Origin of the sequence: Nocardia rhamnosiphila NBRC 108938, assembly GCF_000720425.1 — a bacterium.
Lineage (GTDB): Bacteria > Actinomycetota > Actinomycetes > Mycobacteriales > Mycobacteriaceae > Nocardia > Nocardia rhamnosiphila.
The window spans coordinates 257041-276881 of the sequence record NZ_JOAJ01000010.1; the positions used below are offsets into that span (position 1 = coordinate 257041).

General features: G+C 68.6%; 14 protein-coding genes. 9 read left to right on the plus strand and 5 right to left on the minus strand.

The annotated features are described in order from the left end of the window. Nucleotides 1-49 precede the first annotated feature (49 nt). The gene (locus IG75_RS0130730) at nucleotides 50-814 is read right to left on the minus strand and encodes a crotonase/enoyl-CoA hydratase family protein (RefSeq protein ID WP_030524845.1); all 765 of its coding nucleotides are present in this window, start codon (nucleotides 812-814) and stop codon (nucleotides 50-52) included. After that, the gene (locus IG75_RS0130735; RefSeq protein WP_030524846.1) at nucleotides 814-2334 is read right to left on the minus strand and encodes a thiolase C-terminal domain-containing protein; all 1521 of its coding nucleotides are present in this window, start codon (nucleotides 2332-2334) and stop codon (nucleotides 814-816) included. Before IG75_RS0130735 ends, IG75_RS0130730 begins: the two co-directional genes overlap by 1 nt. Nucleotides 2335-2639: 305 nt before the next feature. On the opposite strand from IG75_RS0130735, the gene IG75_RS0130740 reads away from it, so the two are divergent. The 3 genes from IG75_RS0130740 (at nucleotide 2640) to IG75_RS0130750 (ending at nucleotide 5804) form a co-directional block, all read left to right on the plus strand. Next, entirely contained in the window at nucleotides 2640-3743 is a 1104-nt protein-coding gene (locus IG75_RS0130740) for a glycoside hydrolase family 183 protein (protein ID WP_030524847.1), read from the plus strand. 95 nt (nucleotides 3744-3838) lie between these two features. After that, the gene (locus tag IG75_RS0130745; RefSeq protein ID WP_051715167.1) at nucleotides 3839-5098 is read left to right on the plus strand and encodes an erythromycin esterase family protein; all 1260 of its coding nucleotides are present in this window, start codon (nucleotides 3839-3841) and stop codon (nucleotides 5096-5098) included. Nucleotides 5099-5138: 40 nt separating this feature from the next. Continuing rightward, nucleotides 5139-5804: a class I SAM-dependent methyltransferase gene (locus IG75_RS0130750; protein ID WP_030524849.1), complete on the plus strand. Its 666-nt coding sequence runs from the start codon at nucleotides 5139-5141 to the stop codon at nucleotides 5802-5804. 180 nt (nucleotides 5805-5984) lie between these two features. On the opposite strand, the gene IG75_RS0130755 is transcribed toward IG75_RS0130750, so the two are convergent. Continuing rightward, the gene (locus IG75_RS0130755) at nucleotides 5985-6584 is read right to left on the minus strand and encodes an alpha/beta hydrolase family protein (protein ID WP_030524850.1); all 600 of its coding nucleotides are present in this window, start codon (nucleotides 6582-6584) and stop codon (nucleotides 5985-5987) included. A 319-nt stretch (nucleotides 6585-6903) separates the two neighbouring features. Between IG75_RS0130755 and IG75_RS0130760 the strand changes: the two genes are divergently transcribed. The 3 genes from IG75_RS0130760 (at nucleotide 6904) to IG75_RS0130770 (ending at nucleotide 11445) form a co-directional block, all read left to right on the plus strand. Next, nucleotides 6904-8739 carry an acyl-CoA dehydrogenase gene (locus IG75_RS0130760; protein ID WP_030524851.1) on the plus strand — a complete coding sequence of 612 codons (1836 nt, stop codon included), beginning with the start codon at nucleotides 6904-6906 and terminating at the stop codon, nucleotides 8737-8739. A 711-nt stretch (nucleotides 8740-9450) separates the two neighbouring features. Then, entirely contained in the window at nucleotides 9451-9978 is a 528-nt protein-coding gene (locus IG75_RS36730; RefSeq protein ID WP_156059260.1) for a CAP family protein, read from the plus strand. A gap of 375 nt (nucleotides 9979-10353) precedes the next feature. After that, nucleotides 10354-11445: a glycoside hydrolase family 183 protein gene (locus IG75_RS0130770; protein ID WP_030524853.1), complete on the plus strand. Its 1092-nt coding sequence runs from the start codon at nucleotides 10354-10356 to the stop codon at nucleotides 11443-11445. 58 nt (nucleotides 11446-11503) lie between these two features. On the opposite strand, the gene IG75_RS0130775 is transcribed toward IG75_RS0130770, so the two are convergent. After that, complete coding sequence (locus IG75_RS0130775; protein ID WP_245713368.1) at nucleotides 11504-13786, minus strand: VanW family protein; 2283 nt, start codon at nucleotides 13784-13786, stop codon at nucleotides 11504-11506. Nucleotides 13787-14625: 839 nt separating this feature from the next. On the opposite strand from IG75_RS0130775, the gene gnd reads away from it, so the two are divergent. Further along, nucleotides 14626-15657 (plus strand): phosphogluconate dehydrogenase (NAD(+)-dependent, decarboxylating), encoded by a 1032-nt coding sequence (gene gnd / locus IG75_RS0130785; protein ID WP_030524855.1) that lies wholly within the window; start codon nucleotides 14626-14628, stop codon nucleotides 15655-15657. Nucleotides 15658-15995: 338 nt separating this feature from the next. Here the strand turns inward: gnd and IG75_RS0130790 are convergent, their stop codons facing one another. Continuing rightward, nucleotides 15996-17288 (minus strand): acetyl-CoA C-acetyltransferase, encoded by a 1293-nt coding sequence (locus IG75_RS0130790; protein WP_030524856.1) that lies wholly within the window; start codon nucleotides 17286-17288, stop codon nucleotides 15996-15998. Nucleotides 17289-17478: 190 nt separating this feature from the next. On the opposite strand from IG75_RS0130790, the gene IG75_RS0130795 reads away from it, so the two are divergent. Next, complete coding sequence (locus IG75_RS0130795) at nucleotides 17479-18837, plus strand: 3-oxoacyl-ACP reductase (RefSeq protein WP_030524857.1); 1359 nt, start codon at nucleotides 17479-17481, stop codon at nucleotides 18835-18837. Next, nucleotides 18837-19697, plus strand: a complete 861-nt coding sequence (locus IG75_RS0130800; RefSeq protein ID WP_030524858.1) for a MaoC family dehydratase — start codon at nucleotides 18837-18839, stop codon at nucleotides 19695-19697. The genes IG75_RS0130795 and IG75_RS0130800 overlap by 1 nt, the downstream gene beginning before the upstream one ends. Nucleotides 19698-19841: the final 144 nt, after the last annotated feature.

The window sequence follows — 19841 nt, forward strand, 5'->3', positions numbered from 1 at the left end:
ACCGCCGACCGGGCCGGGGCCGAACGGCACCCCGGCCCGGCGCCGAACCTCAGCGTCCCTGCCAGACCGGATCGCGTTTCTCCGCGAAGGCCAGCGCACCTTCGGCCGCGTCCTTGGAAACCAGGGCGGGCAACGCGATTTCACCCTGTTTGGCGAAACCTTCCGCCGCGGTCCAGTCCGGGGTCTCGTCGATGATCCGCTTACTGGCGGCCACGGCCAGCGGGGCGGCGGCCGCGATCTCACCGGCCAGTTCCAGCGCGACCTCCAGCGCCTCGCCCGGTTCGGTCACCCGGTTGACCAGGCCCAGCTGGTAGAGACGTTCGGCACTGATCCGCCCACCGGTGAGCGCCAGTTCGGCGGCGATACTGCGCGGCAACCGCTGAGTCAGCCGCATGACGCCGCCGGCCGCCGCGACCAGACCGCGTTTCACCTCGGGCAGACCGAATTTCGCGTCCCGGGCGGCGACGATCAGGTCACCGGAGAGGGCCAGTTCGAAACCGCCGGCCAGCGCGAAACCCTCCACCGCGGCGATCATCGGTTTCGCCGGCGGTTTCGAGGCGATGCCGAGCGGGCCGCGTCGCTCGGTCACCGGCACCTCACCGCGCGTCATGGCGATGAGATCCATTCCGGCGCTGAAGGTCCCCTCGGCGCCGGTGAGCACGAGGACCCGGGCCGAGTCGTCGGCCTCGAACTCGTCGAGCGCCGCCTCGATCGCCTTCGCGGTGGCCAGATCGATGGCGTTACGCGCCGCGGGCCGGTTCACCGTGAGCACGGTTATCGCATCGCACCGGTCCAGGAGCACGGTCTCGGTCATCAGGCGGTCCTCTCGCTACGCAGAATGAAACGGTCGGCGGCGGTGATCTCGATGGCGGCGCCCAAACGGTCGCCCGCGGTGACCGCCGCGATGGTCTCGCTGTCCGTCGCCCGGACAAGTATGCGGGCGCCGGCGGGGTTCAGCGCACTCACCACAGCGGCTTCGGGTTCGTCGCCCGCGCTGCCCTTGCGGTACGGGACCGTGTAGGCCTCGATCACCGCCGGACCGGTGTAGCCGGGTGCGGTCTCCCGCCGGGCGACCGGCACCTCGGCCGCCACCGGGCGGAACAGTTCGGCGGGGGGTTTCGCCGAGTAGACGCCCACCCCGTGTTTGGTGATGTACCAGCCGAGCGCGGTGGTCAGGCCGTAGTCGCCGGGATTGCGCCGCAGGATCTCGGCCATGGTGGCGATGCCGTGGGTGCTGTAGTTGTTGCCCGGGCCGCCGCCGAAGGTCAGGCCGCCGGTCACGGTCAGGGGTCGCGCCGGATCGTCGATGCACAGACCCAGCGCCGCCGCGCCCACCTGTACGGCCACCGGGAAACACGAGTACAGGTCGATATGGGCGATATCGTCGATGCCGATTCCCGCGCCGCCCAGCGCCGCCCGGCCGGCCGCGGCGATGGCCGGGGACGCCGCCATATCCGTGCGTTCGGAGAGGAACCAGGTATCGGTGGCGGTGGCGCCGCCGTGCGGGAAGACCCACAGATCCCGCGGCACCCCGGCCGCGTCCGCCGCCGCGGCGCTGCACAGGATCAGCGCCGCGCCCTGATCGACCGTCAGGTTCGCCATCAGCAGCTTCGGATACGGCGTGGAGACCATCCGGTTGTCGGGGCCGGTGGTGACCAGTTCACTCACGTCGCGTTCACCGGGCAGCCACGCGTAGGGATTGCGCGCCGCCACGGCGGAGAACCGCGACCAGAGCCCGCCGATCCGGGCCAGATGACTCTGTTCGTCGAGGCCGAGCCGATTACGCATCGCGGATTCCATCAGCGCGTACACATAGATCGGGCCCCACAATCCGGCCGCGAGCTCCATCTCGGTGTTGGGGGCGTCGTCGGAGCCGACGATCTGATCGGGCCGGGCGTTCTCGTCCTGCTCCGGCCAGCCCGGGTCGATCCCGGACCGCTTCGCCACGTTCCACGAGGCGACCGATTCGGCCCCGCAGAGCAACGCGATATCCGACTGCCCCTCGGCGATCTCGCGGGCCAGCAGGTTGAGCAGCCGCTGCGGGGCGTCTCCGCCGTAGGGGGCCGACTGCAGGGTCCGTTTCGGCGAGGCACCCAGGTCGGCGGCGACAAGTGCGCCCAGGTCGGCGTACTGGCGGCTCACCGGAGCCACCGAGGCGATCACATCCGCCGAGCGCAGGAGCGCGTCCCCGGTCCCGCTGTCCGCGCCGGCCCGGCGCAGTGATTCGACGGCCAGCTCGACAGGTCCGGGCAGGCCCGGTTCACCGGATCGGTGCACTACCTGTCCGACGCCGACGAGCACCGGTGTGCGCGGGTCCATTCCGGCTGGCAGCATGCGTCCTCCGCTTCCTCGCTGAAGTCTCCCGCTGAAATCGGCGGTTAACTTCCGATTAGACCATGGAGTGATCTATGTCGCCCGGGGACCGCGGGTGCCGGACCGTACCGCCACCGACCGGACAACACCGCTACCCGGGGCCGGAAATGACACCTGCGCTGAACCGCCGACAATGCATCTGATCAGGCCCTATGCACTGATAACATGTGCGGGTTCTGCCAGCCAGTCGAAATGTTCCGTGTATCCATCGAGGCGCCGCCCATATGCCGGCGGTGTCTTTGACATGACCCGGAGGTCCGACGGACTTGAAGAGAACCCGCTCGATACTTATTTCTGTGCTGGCGGGCGCATCGGCTGCACTGATCGCAGTCACCGCACCGGCCACGGCAAATCCCAACGCCATCAATCCGATTCCCGTACTCAACGGCACCAACGGTCTTCCGCAGTTACACGGAGCCACTCGGGCCGTTTTCCAGGTGACCGGTATGGCGAGCCCGAACGGGACCCACAACTACAACATGCTCGGCACCGACCTGGGCATTATGTGGGACAACGGACAGGGAGAAATGCTCACCGCTTTCGGCGATACCGCCGGGGTCGGCTTCCCCAATCTTCTCGCGGGCAGCATGTGGGCTTGGCGCAGCAATGTTCTCGTGCGCAGTCACACCCAGGATCCACGGCAGGGCATCTACTTCGACAGCGTCGTCAAGGATATATTCGGCCAGGCCAGGGACCTGATCCCCAGCCCGAAGATCCCACTTCTCGAGATCAGCCGCATTCCGACCGCCGGTATCTCGATCGGCGGCGTGCAGTACATGAGCCTGATGTCGGTGAAAACCTGGGACACCCCCGGAGAATGGACCACCAATTACTCCGGACTGGCCGCTTCGGCGGACAACGGTGAAACCTGGGCCGATCTCGCCTTCACCCGCCGGCCCAACGAGGGCGCGAACCGCAATTTCCAGATGAACGCCTTCGTGAAGGACGACGGTTTCGTTTACGTCTACGGCACCCCGTCGGGTCGCGACAATGCCGCCTATATCTCCCGGGTCCGGGAGCCGAATATCCAGGATCTGGCCGCCTACGAATACTGGGACGGCCGCACCTGGAAACGCGATATCAATGCGGCACAGCCCATCATGCACGGCGTGGGGGAACTGTCGGTGATGTGGAACGACTACCTCGGACAATTCGTCTCTCTCACCACCGACCCCTTCAACTCGGTGGTGATGCGAACCGCGTCGTCACCGGCCGGACCGTGGAGTGAACCGCGTGTATTGATCGATACTCGTGAATTGCCGACGGCATACGCGCCGTCGATTTTCCCCTATCAAACCGAAGATGATCTCTACTTTCTCACCACTGTGCACAATCAGTACAACGTGGTCCTGATGCGCACACAGCTGTGAGACTCCCGGTTCGATTCGAGCCCACAGCTTGACCTAAACAATACTTCAGGTACGAGGCTGGTTCGCGACACTCCACCGAGACCTCGGGAGCCCTCGTGACCACCACCTCGAATCCGACCGGCGCCACCGAAGCGGTGCACGAGTGGCTGCGCGGCGCGGCGCAGCCCATACTCGGCACCGACGCCGCCGATACCGGATCGGACCTGCGGAAATTGACCGACCGCCTGGCCGCGGCCACGGTGGTCGGCATCGGCGAATCCACCCGGTTCTCCCGGCAGACCTACGGTGTGCGGGATCGGATCTTCCGGGTACTGGTCACCGAACACGGTTTCCGGACACTGGCCGTCCAGGACAATGCGCGGTCCGGTGCGCGGCTCGACGCGTACGTCCGCACCGGTGCGGGAGATCCCCACCGGGCGCTGGCCGGCGCGTGGCGGCCGCTGCGCACGCGCGAAACCGTGGCGACCCTCGAATGGATCCGCGCCTACAACCTCGAACACCCCGGCGACCCCGTCGGCGTGCTCGGCGTGCAGCCACCGGCGGCCGAACCGGCCGACTACGACGAAGTACTCGCCCGGGTGCGCCGCCGGGCGCCCGACCGGGTGGCGGAACTCGAATCACATCTGGCGCCGATTCGTACCGCGCACCGGATCGACGAGCACGTACAACGCCATCAGGGCATCCATCCCGGGCGTCCGTTCGCCGAAGACGCCCGCGCCGCGTTCGACCTGGTGGCATCGCTACCCCGCCCGGCCGGAACCGACGCGGCGGCCGACTTCACCACCGCCCTGGAACTCCTGCGCTCGATCGTGGATTTCCACGAGCGCAGTGTGGCCGGCCGGGGCGGCTTCGGCGGTGGCGACCCGGATCCGGCGCGGACCCTGATCGATCACCACGTACACACCGGCGCCCGGATCGTGTACTGGGACGGCACCGCGCACACCGCGGCGACCGCGCCGAGTGCCGGTGCCGCGGCCGCGCAGCCGATGCGCACCGAGGGCGCCGGGCTGCGCGCGTATTTCGGTGCGGCCTACCGGTCGGTGGCGATCGGTTTCCATCACGGCGACCTCGGCGTGGCGCAGGCGCCGGATCCGCTACCCGACCTGCTCGACGCCACCCTCGGCGCCGTGGACCTGCCCGCCTGGTTCGTCGGCCTCGGCGACGGCACGCCCGCGGCGGTCCGGTCCTGGGCCACCGCCCGCGCCCGGTTGCGGGTGATCAGCGGCGTGTACGACCCGGCCCGCGACGAGGAAGCCCGTTTCCGGGTGGAATCACTAAGCGACGCCTTCGACGCCCTGATCCATATCCGCGAAACCACCCCGGTGCGCTGGCTGCCCGAGAGCGGTACGACCTGACCGCTCGGTGATCCCCGGCCGCCTCCATACACTTGGCGGCATGAAGGCGGCCGAATGGGATGCGCGCTATGTACAGAGCGACCTGGTGTGGGGCGCACCCCCCAACAACACGGTGGTGGAGTTCGTACACGGTCTGGACCGGCGCGTCCCTCGCCTGCCCGGTCCCGACGGGGAGATACCGGACCTGCCCCGGGCACTCGACCTGGCCTGCGGCGAGGGCCGGAACGCATTGTGGCTGGCCACGCACGGCTGGCGGGTGCACGGTGTCGATTTCTCCCAGGTCGGTATCGACAAGGGCCGCACCGTGGCGACCCGGCTCACCCGGTCGATCCGGGAGCGGATCACCTGGGAGTGCGCCGACCTCGCCGATCCGGCCCTCGACCTCGGCGGTCCGTGGGAGTTGATCCTGCTGGTGTTCCTGCACCTCCCGGCACCCGAACGCCGGCGGCTGCTCCGGCAGGCCGCCACCGCGCTCGCACCCGGGGGAATGCTGCTGGTGCTCGGTCACCACAGCGAGAACCCGGCCCGGGGATACGGCGGCCCGCAGGACCCGGCGATCCTGTTCACACCGGAGGAGATCGTGGCGGATCTGGGTGCCGATTCCGGGCTCGAAATCGACACGGCCCGGGAGGTTCTGCGCCCGACCGAGAGCGGGGACGCGATCGACGCCCTGGTCGTGGCGCGGAAACCCATGCCCGAGCAGTAGCCGTGGTACGACGCCGCGGCGGCTGTGGCACTTCCCGTCGCATGGTGCGGGACGAGCATCTGTGCGCTCGCCCGGCGCCCACGGACAGCCGGATCGGGCCAGTGACCTCCCGCGGCGACACGGACGGCGGCGGCGCCGCGCATCGAGCCGGTTACCCGGCGTCCGCGACGGACCGCGGCGTCAGGAACTCCACTGCCGGAACCACGGCACGAGGGTTTCGGCGATAGTGTCGAAACCCTTCCGGAAGGAATGCGGCTGGCCCGGTATCACCCGCACCTCGGCGGCATCGGCGGCGTCCGGGATACCGAACGGATCGCTCCCGCCGTTGATCACCACCACCTCGGTGGCACCGGCGGCCAGCAGTTCGTCGCGACGGGATTTCTCCGGCTTTCCGGGCGGGTGCAGCGGAAACGACAGGGCGACCACTCCACGCGCACCGACCTCGACCGCGGTCCGGCACGCCACCCGGGCTCCATTGCTGCGCCCACCCTGTACCAGCGGCAGATCCGGCCCGAGCTGCGCGCGCAGCGCGGCGGTCAGCTCCACCCAGGCCCGGTCCTGGGGCTCGGGTTTGCCGGGTGCGCGACGCCCGGCCACCCGGTACGGCTGCAACACCCGCGCCACCACCCCACCGGCGGCCAGCGCGGTATCGCGCACTGTCGTGATGTCCGCGGAGTCCACGCCGCCGCCCGCGCCGTGGGTGAAGACCAGCAGAAACGCCGGGGCATCCGGGTAATCGATCTCGGCCTCCGCGGGCCCCGATTCCGTTTCGATCCGCACGCCCAACCCTAACGGGCGAAGCCTTCCGAAACGCCCGCGGCGCACGCGAGCGGAGGTACGCCGACCAGGCCGTTATATCGGCGAGCCTCGTCGGTCGCCGACCGATATCGGACCGAAACCGCTGGTGGGGACGTTGTGGCTGTTCCGCGCATCACAATGCGGCGCGACTCCGTTGCCGACTGCCTTACTCGCCGGTAATATAATGAATAAGTTACCCGCGAGTAGCCTGTCGTTACCCGGCAGCTACCCGACGGCAACCGACGGGCGGGAACGGTATGGACACCGACCGCACCCGACTCAACGGAGAGTGAGTATCACAATGGGTCATTACAAGAGCAACGTCCGCGACCTGGAGTTCAACCTCTTCGAGGTACTCGGCCTGGGCAGCATTCTGGACTCCGGCGCCTACGGCGATCTCGACGCCGACACCGTCAAGGAGATGCTGAACGAGGTGCGCCGGCTGGCCGAGGGACCGCTCGGCGAATCCTTCGCCGACGCCGACCGCAACCCCCCGGTCTTCGACCCCGAAACTCATACCGTCTCCATCCCCGAATCGTTCAAGAAGAGCTACCGCACCCTGCAGGAAGGCGGCTGGGACTCCTACGCCGTCGATCCCGAGCTCGGCGGTATCGACTTCCCCCGCGCCGCCTACTGGGCCATCGCCGAACTGGTGCTGGGCGCCCAGCCCGCGGCCTTCATGTACGCCGCCGGCCCCGGCTTCGCCAACATCTTCTACAACAACGCCACCGAAGAGCAGAAGAAGTGGGCCAAGATCGCCGTCGAGCAGGGCTGGGGCGCCACCATGGTGCTCACCGAGCCCGACGCCGGCTCCGATGTCGGCGCCGGCCGCACCAAGGCGGTACAGCAGGAGGACGGCTCCTGGCATATCGAGGGCGTGAAGCGCTTCATCACCTCGGCCGACTCCGATGACCTCTTCCCGAACATCATGCACCTGGTGCTGGCCCGCCCCGAAGGCGCCGGCCCGGGCACCAAGGGCCTGTCGCTGTTCTTCGTACCGAAGTTCCACTTCGACCACGAGACCGGCGAACTGGGCGAGCGCAACGGTGTCTTCGTCACCAATGTCGAGCACAAGATGGGCCTGAAGGTCTCGGCCACCTGTGAGGTCACCTTCGGCGGCCACGGTGTGCCGGCCCAGGGCTGGCTCGTCGGCGAGGTCCACCAGGGCATCGCGCAGATGTTCGAGGTCATCGAGCACGCGCGAATGATGGTCGGCACCAAGGCGATCGCAACACTGTCCACCGGTTACCTCAACGCACTGGACTACGCCAAACAGCGCGTCCAGGGCGCCGATCTCACCCGGATGACCGACAAGACCGCGCCGCGCGTCAGCATCACCCACCACCCGGATGTGCGTCGCAGCCTGGCCACCCAGAAGGCCTACGCCGAAGGCCTGCGCGCGGTGTACCTCTACACCGCCGCCCACCAGGACGCCGATGTCGCGGCCGCCGTCTCCGGCGCGGACGCCGACACCGCCGCCCGCGTCAACGATCTGCTGCTGCCGATCGTCAAGGGCGTCGGCTCCGAGCGGGCCTACCAGTACCTCACCGAATCGCTGCAGACCCTGGGCGGTTCCGGGTTCCTGCAGGACTACCCGATCGAGCAGTACATCCGCGACGCGAAGATCGACTCGCTCTACGAGGGCACCACCGCCATCCAGGCCCAGGACTTCTTCTTCCGCAAGATCGCCCGCGATCGCGGTGTGGCCCTGGCGCACGTCGCCGGCCAGATCCAGAAGTTCATCGACGCCGAAGCCGGCAACGGCCGCCTCAAGGGCGAGCGGAAACTGCTCGCGACGGCGCTCGAGGATGTGCAGGCCATGGCCGCCACCCTCACCGGACACCTGATGGGTGCCCAGGAGCAGTCCGACGAGCTGTACAAGGTGGGCCTCGGTTCGGTCCGCTTCCTGCTCTCGGTCGGCGACCTGCTCATCGGCTGGCAGCTGCTGCGCCACGCCGAGGTCGCGGGCGCGGCCCTCGACGCGGGCGCCGAAGGCGCGGACAAGAACTTCTACCAGGGCAAGGTCGCCGTGGCCCAGTTCTTCGCCCGCAACATCCTGCCGGAACTGACCGCCACCCGCGCCGTCCTGGCCAACCTCGACAACGACATCATGGAGCTCGACGAAGCCGCGTTCTGAGTTCTCTGGCGCCGCCTCCGGCGTCGAGACCCCGTGGTCTCGAAGTTTCGGCCTCGAGATCCGAGCTTCGCGCATGCGACATGCGGTCGGCCTTCTACGGAAGGCCGACCGTTGAGCATCTCCGGCCGAGGGCGGGACAGGCTGAACCCTTTGAGGCGTCTCGTAGAACTCGACGCATGGAGTTGCGTCGGCATTCGATGTCCAGGTCCGATGCCGACCCGGTCGCACTGCCGAACTCGAATCCGGCCCATCCATAGCGGCCACTGCGCCCACGGCCGACGCCAGCGCACCGGATCCAGGAATTCAAGCGGTCCAGGCTCCCGATATCGCCGTCGATCTCGTCAGGGTTGTTCATATCGATCCGAGCGGCCCTCGCCGCCGACGTCGGCCCGTCGGCGACGCGCGGGCTCCGGAACTCAGCCGCGAGTACATCGCGGAGATCCGCGACGGCAAAGGCGTCAAGTGTCCGAGGCTGCGCCGAGCTCGGGCTTGCGTCGTGTCAGGGCCGGGGCGGGGCACCACTACCCAGTCTTTGCTGTACCGCCTTCGCAGGTTGCCGGCTGCCGGGGTCGAGTTCGTGTCGGGGATTCGATGAGCAGTGCGGCGAGCGCGGGTATGCTCACCTGATCCCGGAACCCGCACGGCCTGTGGGGGTTCCGAGGTCCGTGCGGCTCATTTCTGTTGTGTTCTGCTCTGTCTTGGGAGGTTGTCGTGCGTATCGGTCGATTGGTGTCGGTTGTTGCTGCGGTGATGCTCGCCGCGCTCGTCACCGGCGGTGGTCCTGCCACCGGACAGAGCGATTACGCGCAGACCGGGCTTACCCTGCACAACCAGTACCGGGCCAAGCATGGCTCTCCGGCCATGACCTTGACCCAGAGCCTGAATGCCGCGGCCCAGAAATGCGCGCAGTACTACGCCCAAAAGCGCACGATCGATCACAGCTGCCCCTACAAGAACGGGGCCGGGGAGAACCTCGTCGGAGGAGAGGGCAGCTGGGACGGCGTCCCCTTTGTCCAGATGGGCACGAAGATGTGGTACGACGAGGTCAAGGCCTACGACTTCAACAACCCCGGGTTCAGCATGGCAACGGGTCATTTCACGCAGTTGGTGTGGAAGGCCAGCACCCGACTCGGTATCGGGTACGCCTCGGAGGGCGGCTACACCGCCGCCGTCGCTCTCTACAACCCGGCCGGCAACGTAGAGGGGCAGTTCCCCCAGAACGTGGCACGCCCGCGCTGAGCCGGGCCTGTCCACGGCATCATCCCGGCCGTAGTGGCTGGGCAGGTGAACTTCAGTGGCGTTTCCAGGTGAATTCGAGCGTCTGCCTGATTCGACATTGTGGGATCCGCTGGAACTCGTCCAGTTTCAATGCCCGCGGCGGATACTTCTCGCGCCGTCATCGGCCGGCCACGCCGAACTCGCAACCTGGTCTTCACCCTCCACCGGACGCGAATCCCGGGCCCAGGTCTACATGCCGGCCTCCCGCACCGGCAGCCGCCTCCACCTCGCCATCGCCGAAGGCGGCGTCGAAAACACAGCACCCCGCGGGGCGGCTGTGATCATGGCAAGATGACCCTCTGAGTCGCCGCGCCGCCCAGCAGGAGGACATCGAGAATGACGCCCCGCCCGCTGTCCGTCCTAGTGCGTACCGGAGTTGCCGGGGCCGTCGCGGCCCTGGTGCTGGCCGGTCCGGCGGTGGCGGATCCGAACAATGTGAACCCGATTCCCGGTATCAACGGCGAACCCCGCGGTCTGCCGACGCTGCCCGGGGACACCCAGGCCATCTACCAGGTGACGGGTATGGACAGCCCCAACCGGACTCAGCGGGTGAATGTGCTGGGCACCGACCTGGGGGTGATGTGGGACGACGGAGCCGGCACCATGCTTACCGCGTTCGGCGATTCCGCCGGTCTCGGGGTGCCGAATCTGCTGGCCGGCAGTGTATGGGCGTGGACCAGCAACGCCTTGTTCTTCAGCCACACCAGGGATCCGGCCCGCGGCATCGTCTTCGACGGCGCGGTCCCGAATCCGCTGCCCAGCCCGAAGATTCCGGGGATCGAGATCAGTTTCATCCCGACCGCCGGTATCTCGGTGGGCGGCGTGCAGTACCTGAGCATGATGTCGGTGAGGGAGTGGGGCGACCACGGCCTGTGGTCCACCAACTTCGCCACGCTCGCCGCGTCCGGTGACGGCGGGCGGACCTGGGCGCAGTTGCCGACCACGCGCCGGGCGAATGTGGACGGCCACGAGCGGTTCCAGCAGAACGCGTTCGTGAAGGACGACGGATTCGTGTACCGCTACGGCACTCCGGCGGGCCGGAACCATCCCGGGTACGTGTCCCGGGTACGGGAAGCCGATATCGCGAATATCGACGCCTACGAGTACTGGGATGGGCAGGGCTGGAAGCCGAACGACGCCAGAGCCGCCGTGCCGGTCGTCGACGGGGTGGCCGAGCTGTCGGTGCAGTGGAACGACCATCTGCGCAAGTTCGTGATGCTGACCACCGATCCGTACAACTCGGTGGTGCTGCGCACCGCGGACGCGCCGCAGGGTCCGTGGAGCACGCCCCGGGTGCTGCTGGAAGCGGCTGCTCTGCCGACGGCGTACGCGCCCATGATCTTCCCCTACCAGACCGGCAGCGACCTGTACTTCCTGCTCACCGTGCATCGCCAGTACAACGTGCTCCTGATGCGCACCCCGCTGTAACCCCCTCGGAGACGACAGTGCCCGCCCCGGCTCACCGGGGCGGGCACTGTGTCGTTTCTCAGCGCGAACCGGGACGGCTGCTGGGCCGGCTGCTGGGGGCGCTACCGCTGGGCTGACTGCCGCCGCTCGGCTCGTCGGTCGATTCTTCCGGCTTCTTGTCCTCCGGTGACTCGCATTTGACCTCCGGCACCGGGTCGTACTTCACCGTCCGGGTGTGCCGGGAGACCTCCGCTCCGGTGTTGATATCGGTGATCACCCTGGTGTCGGAGATGGTGAATCCGGGAGCGCCCGTGGAGGCGATGCAGTCGTCACCCTCGGGCAGGGTGATGGTTTCCGGTTCCGTCGGCTTGGTCTTGTCGCCGGTGATCGATTCCACGTTCACCGTCTTGGTACCCCAGATGCGTACGGTCACCTCGGAGCTGTCGGCCATGGCCTGGATGTAGATGCCGTGCGGGGTGTTGTTACGGAACTGCAGGTCGATGGCGCCGTCGAATACGGTCGCTTCGCGGGCCGCCGGATAGCGGGAGATGTAGTAGCTGTGTTCGGTGTGGCCGGCGTCTTCCAGGCCCGCGAAATAGGCCGCGTTGTAGAGGGTGGTGGCGAACTGGCTGATCCCGCCGCCCACCGCTTTGCTGGGCCGGCCGTGATCGATGATGCCCGATTCCACATAGCCTTCGGCGGCGGTACGCGGCCCGGTGTGGGTGTTGAGCGAGAAGGTGTCGCCGGGCTTGACGACCGCACCGTCGACCTCCTGCGCCACCGTTCGGATGTTCACCCCGGACGGGCCGGTGAAACCGCTGGTGGTGAACTCGCCCATCGTTTCGTTGATACCGAGCGCCTCGGCGGCCTGCGTGGTGAGCTTGGGTTCGATCCGCTCGTAGATCGCCGGTGTGGTGCGCGGGGCGCCGGTGGCGGCGAGCATCGCCGGCAGCTGCTCCAGCGTTTTGGCCCAGTTGACCTTGTCGCCGACCACGGCGGGCACGACGGTGGGCGACCCGGAGAAGGTGAAGGTCGCGTCCTTCGGTTCGACTTCGGTAGCGGCCAGCTGTGGAGCGAGCAGATCGGTGGCCACCTTGTGGTCGAACTCGACCCGCAGCCCGCCGTGCCCGTCCGGTACGAAACCGACGATCGTGGCGATCTGCTCGGGGCTCAGCGCGGCAGTGGCGTCTCCCTTACCGGTGTAGGACACCGGCGCGCTCACCGCGGGTTCGGCGATCTGGTGCATGGCCGCATCGATCGCGTCCTGACGGACGGCGGGCGGCGCCACGGCGACCGGCAGATCCAGGGTGCTCGCGGTCGCCCACTGCTCGGTGATGACCGTGCGGGCCGCGGCGAGGTCCAGGACGCGGCCCGATACGGGGTTCACCTCGACCGGCCGCGTGCCCTCGAAATGGATACCGCCTTCGACGGGCGGCTGGTCGTGCACCTTCAGTTCGTCGAAGGTCCGGCTCAGCGCTGCCTCGTCGACCGAGCTGGCCACCGTGACCTTGCGGGTGGCCACGAAGGACAGCAGCCGCGAAGCCGGATTGAGCGGCTGACCGCCCACTCGCTCCCAGGTCGCCTCCCAGTCCACGCCGAGGCCGGCCGCGGCCGGAACCAGCTGGGTCTGCACATCGGCGATCTTCACCGGGACGACTTCGCCGGACCGAGGGTCGAGGGTTTCCTGTAGTTTCGCTCGGGCGTCGTCTTTGTCCATGCCGCCGATGGCGACCCCGGCGACCTCGACGCCGCGCGGAATCTTGCCCGAGGTCATCACCAGGTCGGCGATATAGCCCACGAGCGCGACACCGAACACGATCGCGGCGGCCAACAGGATGCGCCGGGCGTTCGCGGAGTCGCGCAGCCAGGACCGGGCGGCGGAGAAACGACCGCTGTCGTCACCGGACCCACCGGTGCCGCGGCCCCCGCCCGGCCCGCCCGGCCCGCGCGGTGGCGCGGGCGGATCGGATCTGTCGCCGTGCGCCATGATATCCGCGCTGGTCGGGTTGTTCGGGTGGCCCGGCCAGGAGGACGGTCCCCCGGAGAGCCGCTGGTTCAGCGCGCTCGAATCGAAGACCTCGGTCGGCGCGTCGTCCGGGTCCGCGTCGGCGAACGCGGCGGGCGCGGGCGCGGCGGTGGGCAGCGGGAACTGCTGGGTGGTGTACTCGGGCCCGGTGGGGTCGGCCGGGACGGGGCCGGGCGGAGTGGACGGCCCGGGACCGGGGCGGCGGGCAGGGCCGGGCGGTCGAGCCGGACCGGCGGGTCCGCCGGAACCCGAGGGGGCACCGGGGCCCGGGGAAGGTCCGGGACCGGAGGGCGCCATCGCGCCGGGGCCGTGGGAAGGCCTGGCGTCGGAAGGCACTGCTTGTCCGGGAGCGTGGGAAGGCCTGGCGCCGGTTGGGGCCGCCGATCCAGGGCCCGTGGAGGGCCGGGCGTCCGTGGCGGATGGTCCGGGACCTGTGGAAGGCCGGGCACCGGTGGGTCCTGCCGGTCCGGGACCGGACGGTGCCGGGGCGCCGGGCTCGCGGCCGGGCGGTCCCGGTCGAGCGGGGCGAGGAACTTCCGGATCGTGGGGCGAGGGGTGGGGAGAAGCGCCGCCGGAAACCGGACCGGACGGCGTGGGGGCCTGGTCCGATTCGGACCGCTGCGCCGCGGAGCCGGTGCTGGGGTTCAGCCAGGAGCTGCCGCCGCGCCAGCCGGGGGCGACATTGTCGGCCTGTTCGACCGGTTCGGTCGGTGCGGACGGCTGCTGACCCTGCTGGGCGCGGCCGGTATCGAGCAGCTGACGTAGGCCGCCGTCGATCGGCTGCGGGCGGCCGTGGTCGCGTCTGTCACCTCGGTCGGTGTTCGATTCGCTGCTCACGAACCGTCCTCCCCAATCGATACTTCGGGGACTCGCGGGGTGCGAGCCTTCGCCAACGATAGTTGTCCGAACTGTAATCTTCAGTGCCGGATCGATCACAGCTGCGCCATCTGGATAGCCACTGACGTCGCAGTTGGGACATATCGCCCGAACAAAGCCCTGGACAGCAAAGTGGCCCCGTGCAGTCGCCGGGTCGGGGGTCAGGCGAATGCACGGAGCCGACCGGTATATCGGCGCCGCACGCGGGTCGTTACACACGAACTCGACGAATGTTCTCGAGCGGCGGGCACAATCGGGGACGGCATGCGATCCGACCTCTACGAGTAAGGGGACGCGAGATGCAGTTGGGCATGATCGGGCTCGGCCGGATGGGGGCCAATATCGTGCGGCGGATCGTCGCGGCCGGTCATACGGCGGTGGGCTGCGAACGCCACGCCGACGTGATCGACGAGCTCACCGCCGAACTCGGCGACAGCTTCCGGGGCAGCACCGACCTGGCGGAGTTCGTCGCCGACCTCGACACGCCCCGTGTGGTCTGGGTGATGATTCCGGCCGGTCTCACCGGCCACACGGTCGACCAGCTGGCGGAATTGCTGGAGCCCGGCGATATCGTCATCGACGGCGGCAACAGCCGGTACCACGACGATATCGCCCGGGCCGCGCAGCTGGCCCCGCTCGGTATCCACTACCTCGATATCGGCACCTCGGGCGGGGTGTTCGGCCGCGACCGCGGGTTCTGCCTGATGATCGGCGGCGAGCCGGCGCCGGTGCGGTACCTGGAACCACTGCTGCGGGCCATCGCGCCCGGCGTCGCGGCCGCGCCGCGGACCCCCGGGCGGACGGGAGAGCCCGGACCGGCCGAAGAGGGTTATCTGCACTGCGGTCCCGCGGGGGCGGGCCATTTCGTGAAAATGGTGCACAACGGGATCGAGTACGGCGTCATGGCGGCCTACGCCGAGGGGTTCAACATCATGCACAAGGCCGACTACGGCAACCGCGCCGGCGGCGAGTACTCCGCGGAGGAGACCCCACTCGAACATCCGGAGTACTACCGGTACGACATCGATATCGCGGAGGTCGCCGAGGTCTGGCGGCGCGGGTCGGTGGTGGCGTCCTGGTTGCTCGACCTCACGGCGACCCAACTGCACGCCGACCCGAATCTGGATTCCTTCGGCGGCCGGGTCTCCGATTCCGGAGAAGGACGCTGGACCCTCGACGCCGCGGTGGATATCGGAGTACCGGCTCCGGTGCTCTCGGCGGCGCTCTTCCAGCGTTTCGCGTCACGCGGGGAATCGGCGTACGCGGACAAGGCGCTGTCCGCGATGCGCGAAGCCTTCGGCGGGCATCACGAGCTGCCCGGATCAAGCTAGAAACCGGGACCGTGACGGGCAGTCGACCCCATCTCCACCGATCGGCGCGCGCCGCCGACCGGCCGGAACGGATTGCGGCCACCGCTGCATCGATCCCGGCCGGTGCGGGATTCTCGCCGGTGTGCCGGGCGCCGGCTTCCCGGGTGTTCACCGGGCCCGTCCGGCCGAGAGGTCGGAATCAACCCACGGACCAGAGAGCACGCGATACCGCGCCCACCGGGCGCGAAGGTGCCCCGACCTTCCCGATCGGGGCACCTCCTCTCCCCTGCGCCGGTCCGGAGTCGGCCGCGGCTGTGGGCGCTTCCCTCACCCGCCGAACGGACCCGTACCCGGCCGGTTCAGCGCTCCAGAATGGCGACCACGCCCTGACCGCCCGCGGCGCAGATGGAGATGAGCGCCCGGCCCGACCCCTTCTCCGCCAGCTGTTTGGCGGCCTGGGCGACGATCCGGCCGCCGGTGGCGGCGAACGGATGCCCGGCGGCCAGCGAGGAACCGTTGACGTTCAGTTTGGTGCGGTCGATCGAGCCCAGCGCCCCGTCGAGGCCCAGCCGCTCCTTGCAGTACTGATCCGATTCCCAGGCCTGCAGGGTGGCCAGTACCACCGAGGCGAAGGCCTCGTGGATCTCGTAGAAATCGAAATCCTGCAGGGTCAGGCCGTTGCGGGCGAGCAGCCGCGGCACCGCGTAGGTGGGGGCCATGAGCAGGCCGTCGGGGCCGTGGATGTAGTCGACGGCGGCGACTTCGCTGTCCACCAGATGCGCGAGGACCGGCAGATTGCGCTCGGCCGCCCATTCGTCGCTGGACAGCAGCACCGCCGACGCGCCGTCGGTGAGCGGGGTGGAGTTGCCCGCCGTCATGGTGGCGTCGCCCAGCTTCACCCCGAAGACCGGCTTCAGCGTGCCCAGCTTCTCCAGCGAGGAGTTCGGGCGCAGATTGTCGTCGCGGGTGAGGCCGAGGAACGGGGTCACCAGATCGTCGAAGAAGCCGCGCTCGTAGGCGGCGGCCATGTTCTTGTGCGACAGATAGGCCAGTTCGTCCTGGGCGTCGCGGGAGACCCCGAACTCCTTGGCCGTGATCGCGGCGTGCTCGCCCATCGACAGGCCGGTGCGGGGTTCGGCATTGCGCGGGATCTCGATACCGACCATGCCCGGGCGCAGCTGACCGACCAGTTTGAGCCGCTCGGCATTGGTGCGGGCACGGTTGATGTTCAGCATCCACTCACGCATCCGCTCGCTGACCCCGATCGGCGCGTCGGAGGTGGTGTCGGTGCCGCCACCGATACCCACCTCGATCCGGCCGGCCGCGATCGCGTCGCCGACGGTGACGACCGCCTGCAGGCCGGTACCGCAGGCCAGCTGCAGATCGTGAGCGGGGGTGTAGGGGCTGAGCCGGCTACCCAGCACACTCTCCCGGATCAGGCCGTGCTCACCGACCCGCTTGAGCACCGCGCCGCCGGCGACCATGCCCAGCCGCTCCGATTGCAGGCCGAAGCGGCTCACCAGTCCGTCCAGCGTGGCGGTGAACATGTCCTGGTTGGAGGCGTGGGCGTAGGCCTTGTCGGAACGCGCGAACGGGATGCGGTTACCGCCGAGGATCGCTACCGGACGGGTCGAACGGGATGTGGTGGTCACTCGGGTCTCCCAGGTTGTCGAGTTGGCGAGAGGGTCGGGTGCTCCGGGCCCGGGCCGCGGCTCCCCGCCACGGCGTCCGACGCCCGCCCGCGCTCGGTTTACGATAAACTTACTCCGGAGTAAGTTCAATGTCGACACCGCCTCCGGCGACTCCCGACACCACATCGAGCAACAGGAAAAGGTGGGAACTGTGGCAGCCAAGAGCAAGGGTGCACCCAACCTCTACGGATCGTTCGTCAACTCCGCGCCGGGCGGGTTCCTCGCGAACAAGCTGGGCCTGCCGAAACCGGAGAAGTTGCGGCGCTACGTGGCCGGCGAGCCGCCGCTACCCGGACCGGTGCTGCTGGGCGGTAAGGGCCGGGTCGCCGAACCGCTGCGGGCGCTGCTGGCCGAGGACTACACCTTCGCCGATTCCCTCACCACCGGCACCAAATACGGCGCGCTGGTCTTCGACGCCACCGGTATCGGCAGCATCGAGGATCTGTCTCAGCTCTTCGAGTTCTTCCAGCCGGCGATGCGCAGTATCGCGCCGTCGGGCCGGGTCCTGGTCATCGGCACCACCCCCGAACTCGCCGGCAGCGTGGACGGCCAGATCGCCCAGCGCGCGCTCGAGGGTTTCACCCGGTCGGTGGGCAAGGAGCTGCTGCGCGGCGCCACCGCGCAGCTGGTGTACCTGCACCCCGACGCCTCCCCGGCGGCCACCGGTCTCGCCTCGACCCTGCGGTTCGTGCTGTCCGCCAAATCGGCGTTCGTGGACGGTCAGGTGATCCGTGTCGGTAAGGACGACGCGGTCGCGCCCGCGAACTGGGACAAGCCGCTCGACGGCAAGGTCGCCGTGGTCACCGGTGCCGCCCGCGGGATCGGCGCCACCATCGCCGAGGTCTTCGCCCGCGACGGCGCGAAGGTCATCGTCGCCGATATCCCGGCCGCCGGTGAGGCCCTTGCCGAGACCGCGAACAAGGTGGGCGCCACCGCACTCGCGCTCGACGTCACCGCACCAGACGCCGCGCAGCGGCTCGCCGAATTCGCCACCGAACGTTTCGGCGGGATCGACATCATCGTGCACAACGCCGGGATCACCCGGGACAAACTGCTCGCGAATATGGACGAGGGCCGCTGGAACGCCGTCCTGAACGTGAATCTGGCCGCGCCGCACCGCATCACCCAGGGCCTGGTGGCCGCGGGCGCACTGAAGGAGGGCGGCCGCGTAGTGGATGTCTCGTCCATCGCGGGTATCGCCGGTAACCGCGGGCAGACCAACTACGGCGCCTCCAAGGCCGGCGTCATCGGCATGGTGAACGCCGAGGCCCCCGAACTGGCCGCGAAGGGCATCACCATCAACGCCGTGGCGCCCGGTTTCATCGAGACCGCCATGACCGCCGCGATCCCGCTGGCCACCCGGGAGGGCGGCCGGCTGATGGCCTCCCTGAACCAGGGCGGCCAGACCGTGGACGTCGCCGAAACCATCGCCTACTTCGCCAGCCCGGCCTCGAACGCGGTGAACGGCAATATCGTCCGGGTCTGCGGCCAGAGCATGATCGGCGCGTGATGACCGAGACCATCACCCTCGACGCACCGCCGAAGAACGGCGGCCTGTACGCACAGGCCGTACTCGGCGCGATACCGCTGGTCTCGGCGCGGAAATCCGACATCCCGGACCGGGCCGTCCGGCTCGACGGCTACCGGGTCGACCCGGATCACCTGGCGGCCTACTGCGCGGCCACCGGGCTGCGTTTCGGTGACACCCTGCCGCTCACCTACCCGTTCATCATCACCTTCCCGCTGGTGATGAAACTCGTGGTGCAGCGCGACTTCCCGTTCGTGGCGGTCGGCGCGGTGCACGCGGAGAACCTCATCGAACGCACCCGCGAGATCTCGGTGAGCGAACCGCTCGATATCACCGCGCATATCGAGAACCTGCGGGAACACCCCAAGGGCCTGCTGGTCGACGCGATCAGCGAGATCCGGGTGGGCCGGGAACTGGTGTGGCGGCAGGTCACCACCTTCCTGCACCAGCAGAAGACCTCGCTCTCGGGCGGCCCCAAGCCCGAACCGAAACCCGACGAGGTGCCGCCGCCCCCGCTGCGGACGTGGAAGGTGGACCAGAAGACGATCACCCGCTACGCGAACGCCTCCGGTGATCAGAACCCGATCCACACCTCGGCATTGGGTGCCAAGGCCTTCGGTTTCCCCCGGGCGATCGCGCACGGGATGTGGTCGGCGGCAACGATCCTCGCCACGGTCGAGGGCCGGGTCCCCGACAAGGTCTCCTACGCGGTCAAATTCGGCAAACCGATCCTGCTGCCGTCCACCGTGAACGTGTACGCCGATCAGGTCGAGCAGGGGTGGGATCTGGCCCTGAAGCATCCGAAGAAGGGCTATCCGCACCTCACCGCAACACTGCGCTGAAGTAGCGGCCCACTCGATGAAACCCCGCTCCGAACTCTTCGGGGCGGGGTTTCTATATCTGCCTACGAGCCATTTGACCTGGTCAGCGATACTATCATCAATGAAACTATCATCCATGATAGTAATCGGGGCCCAGAAACACCC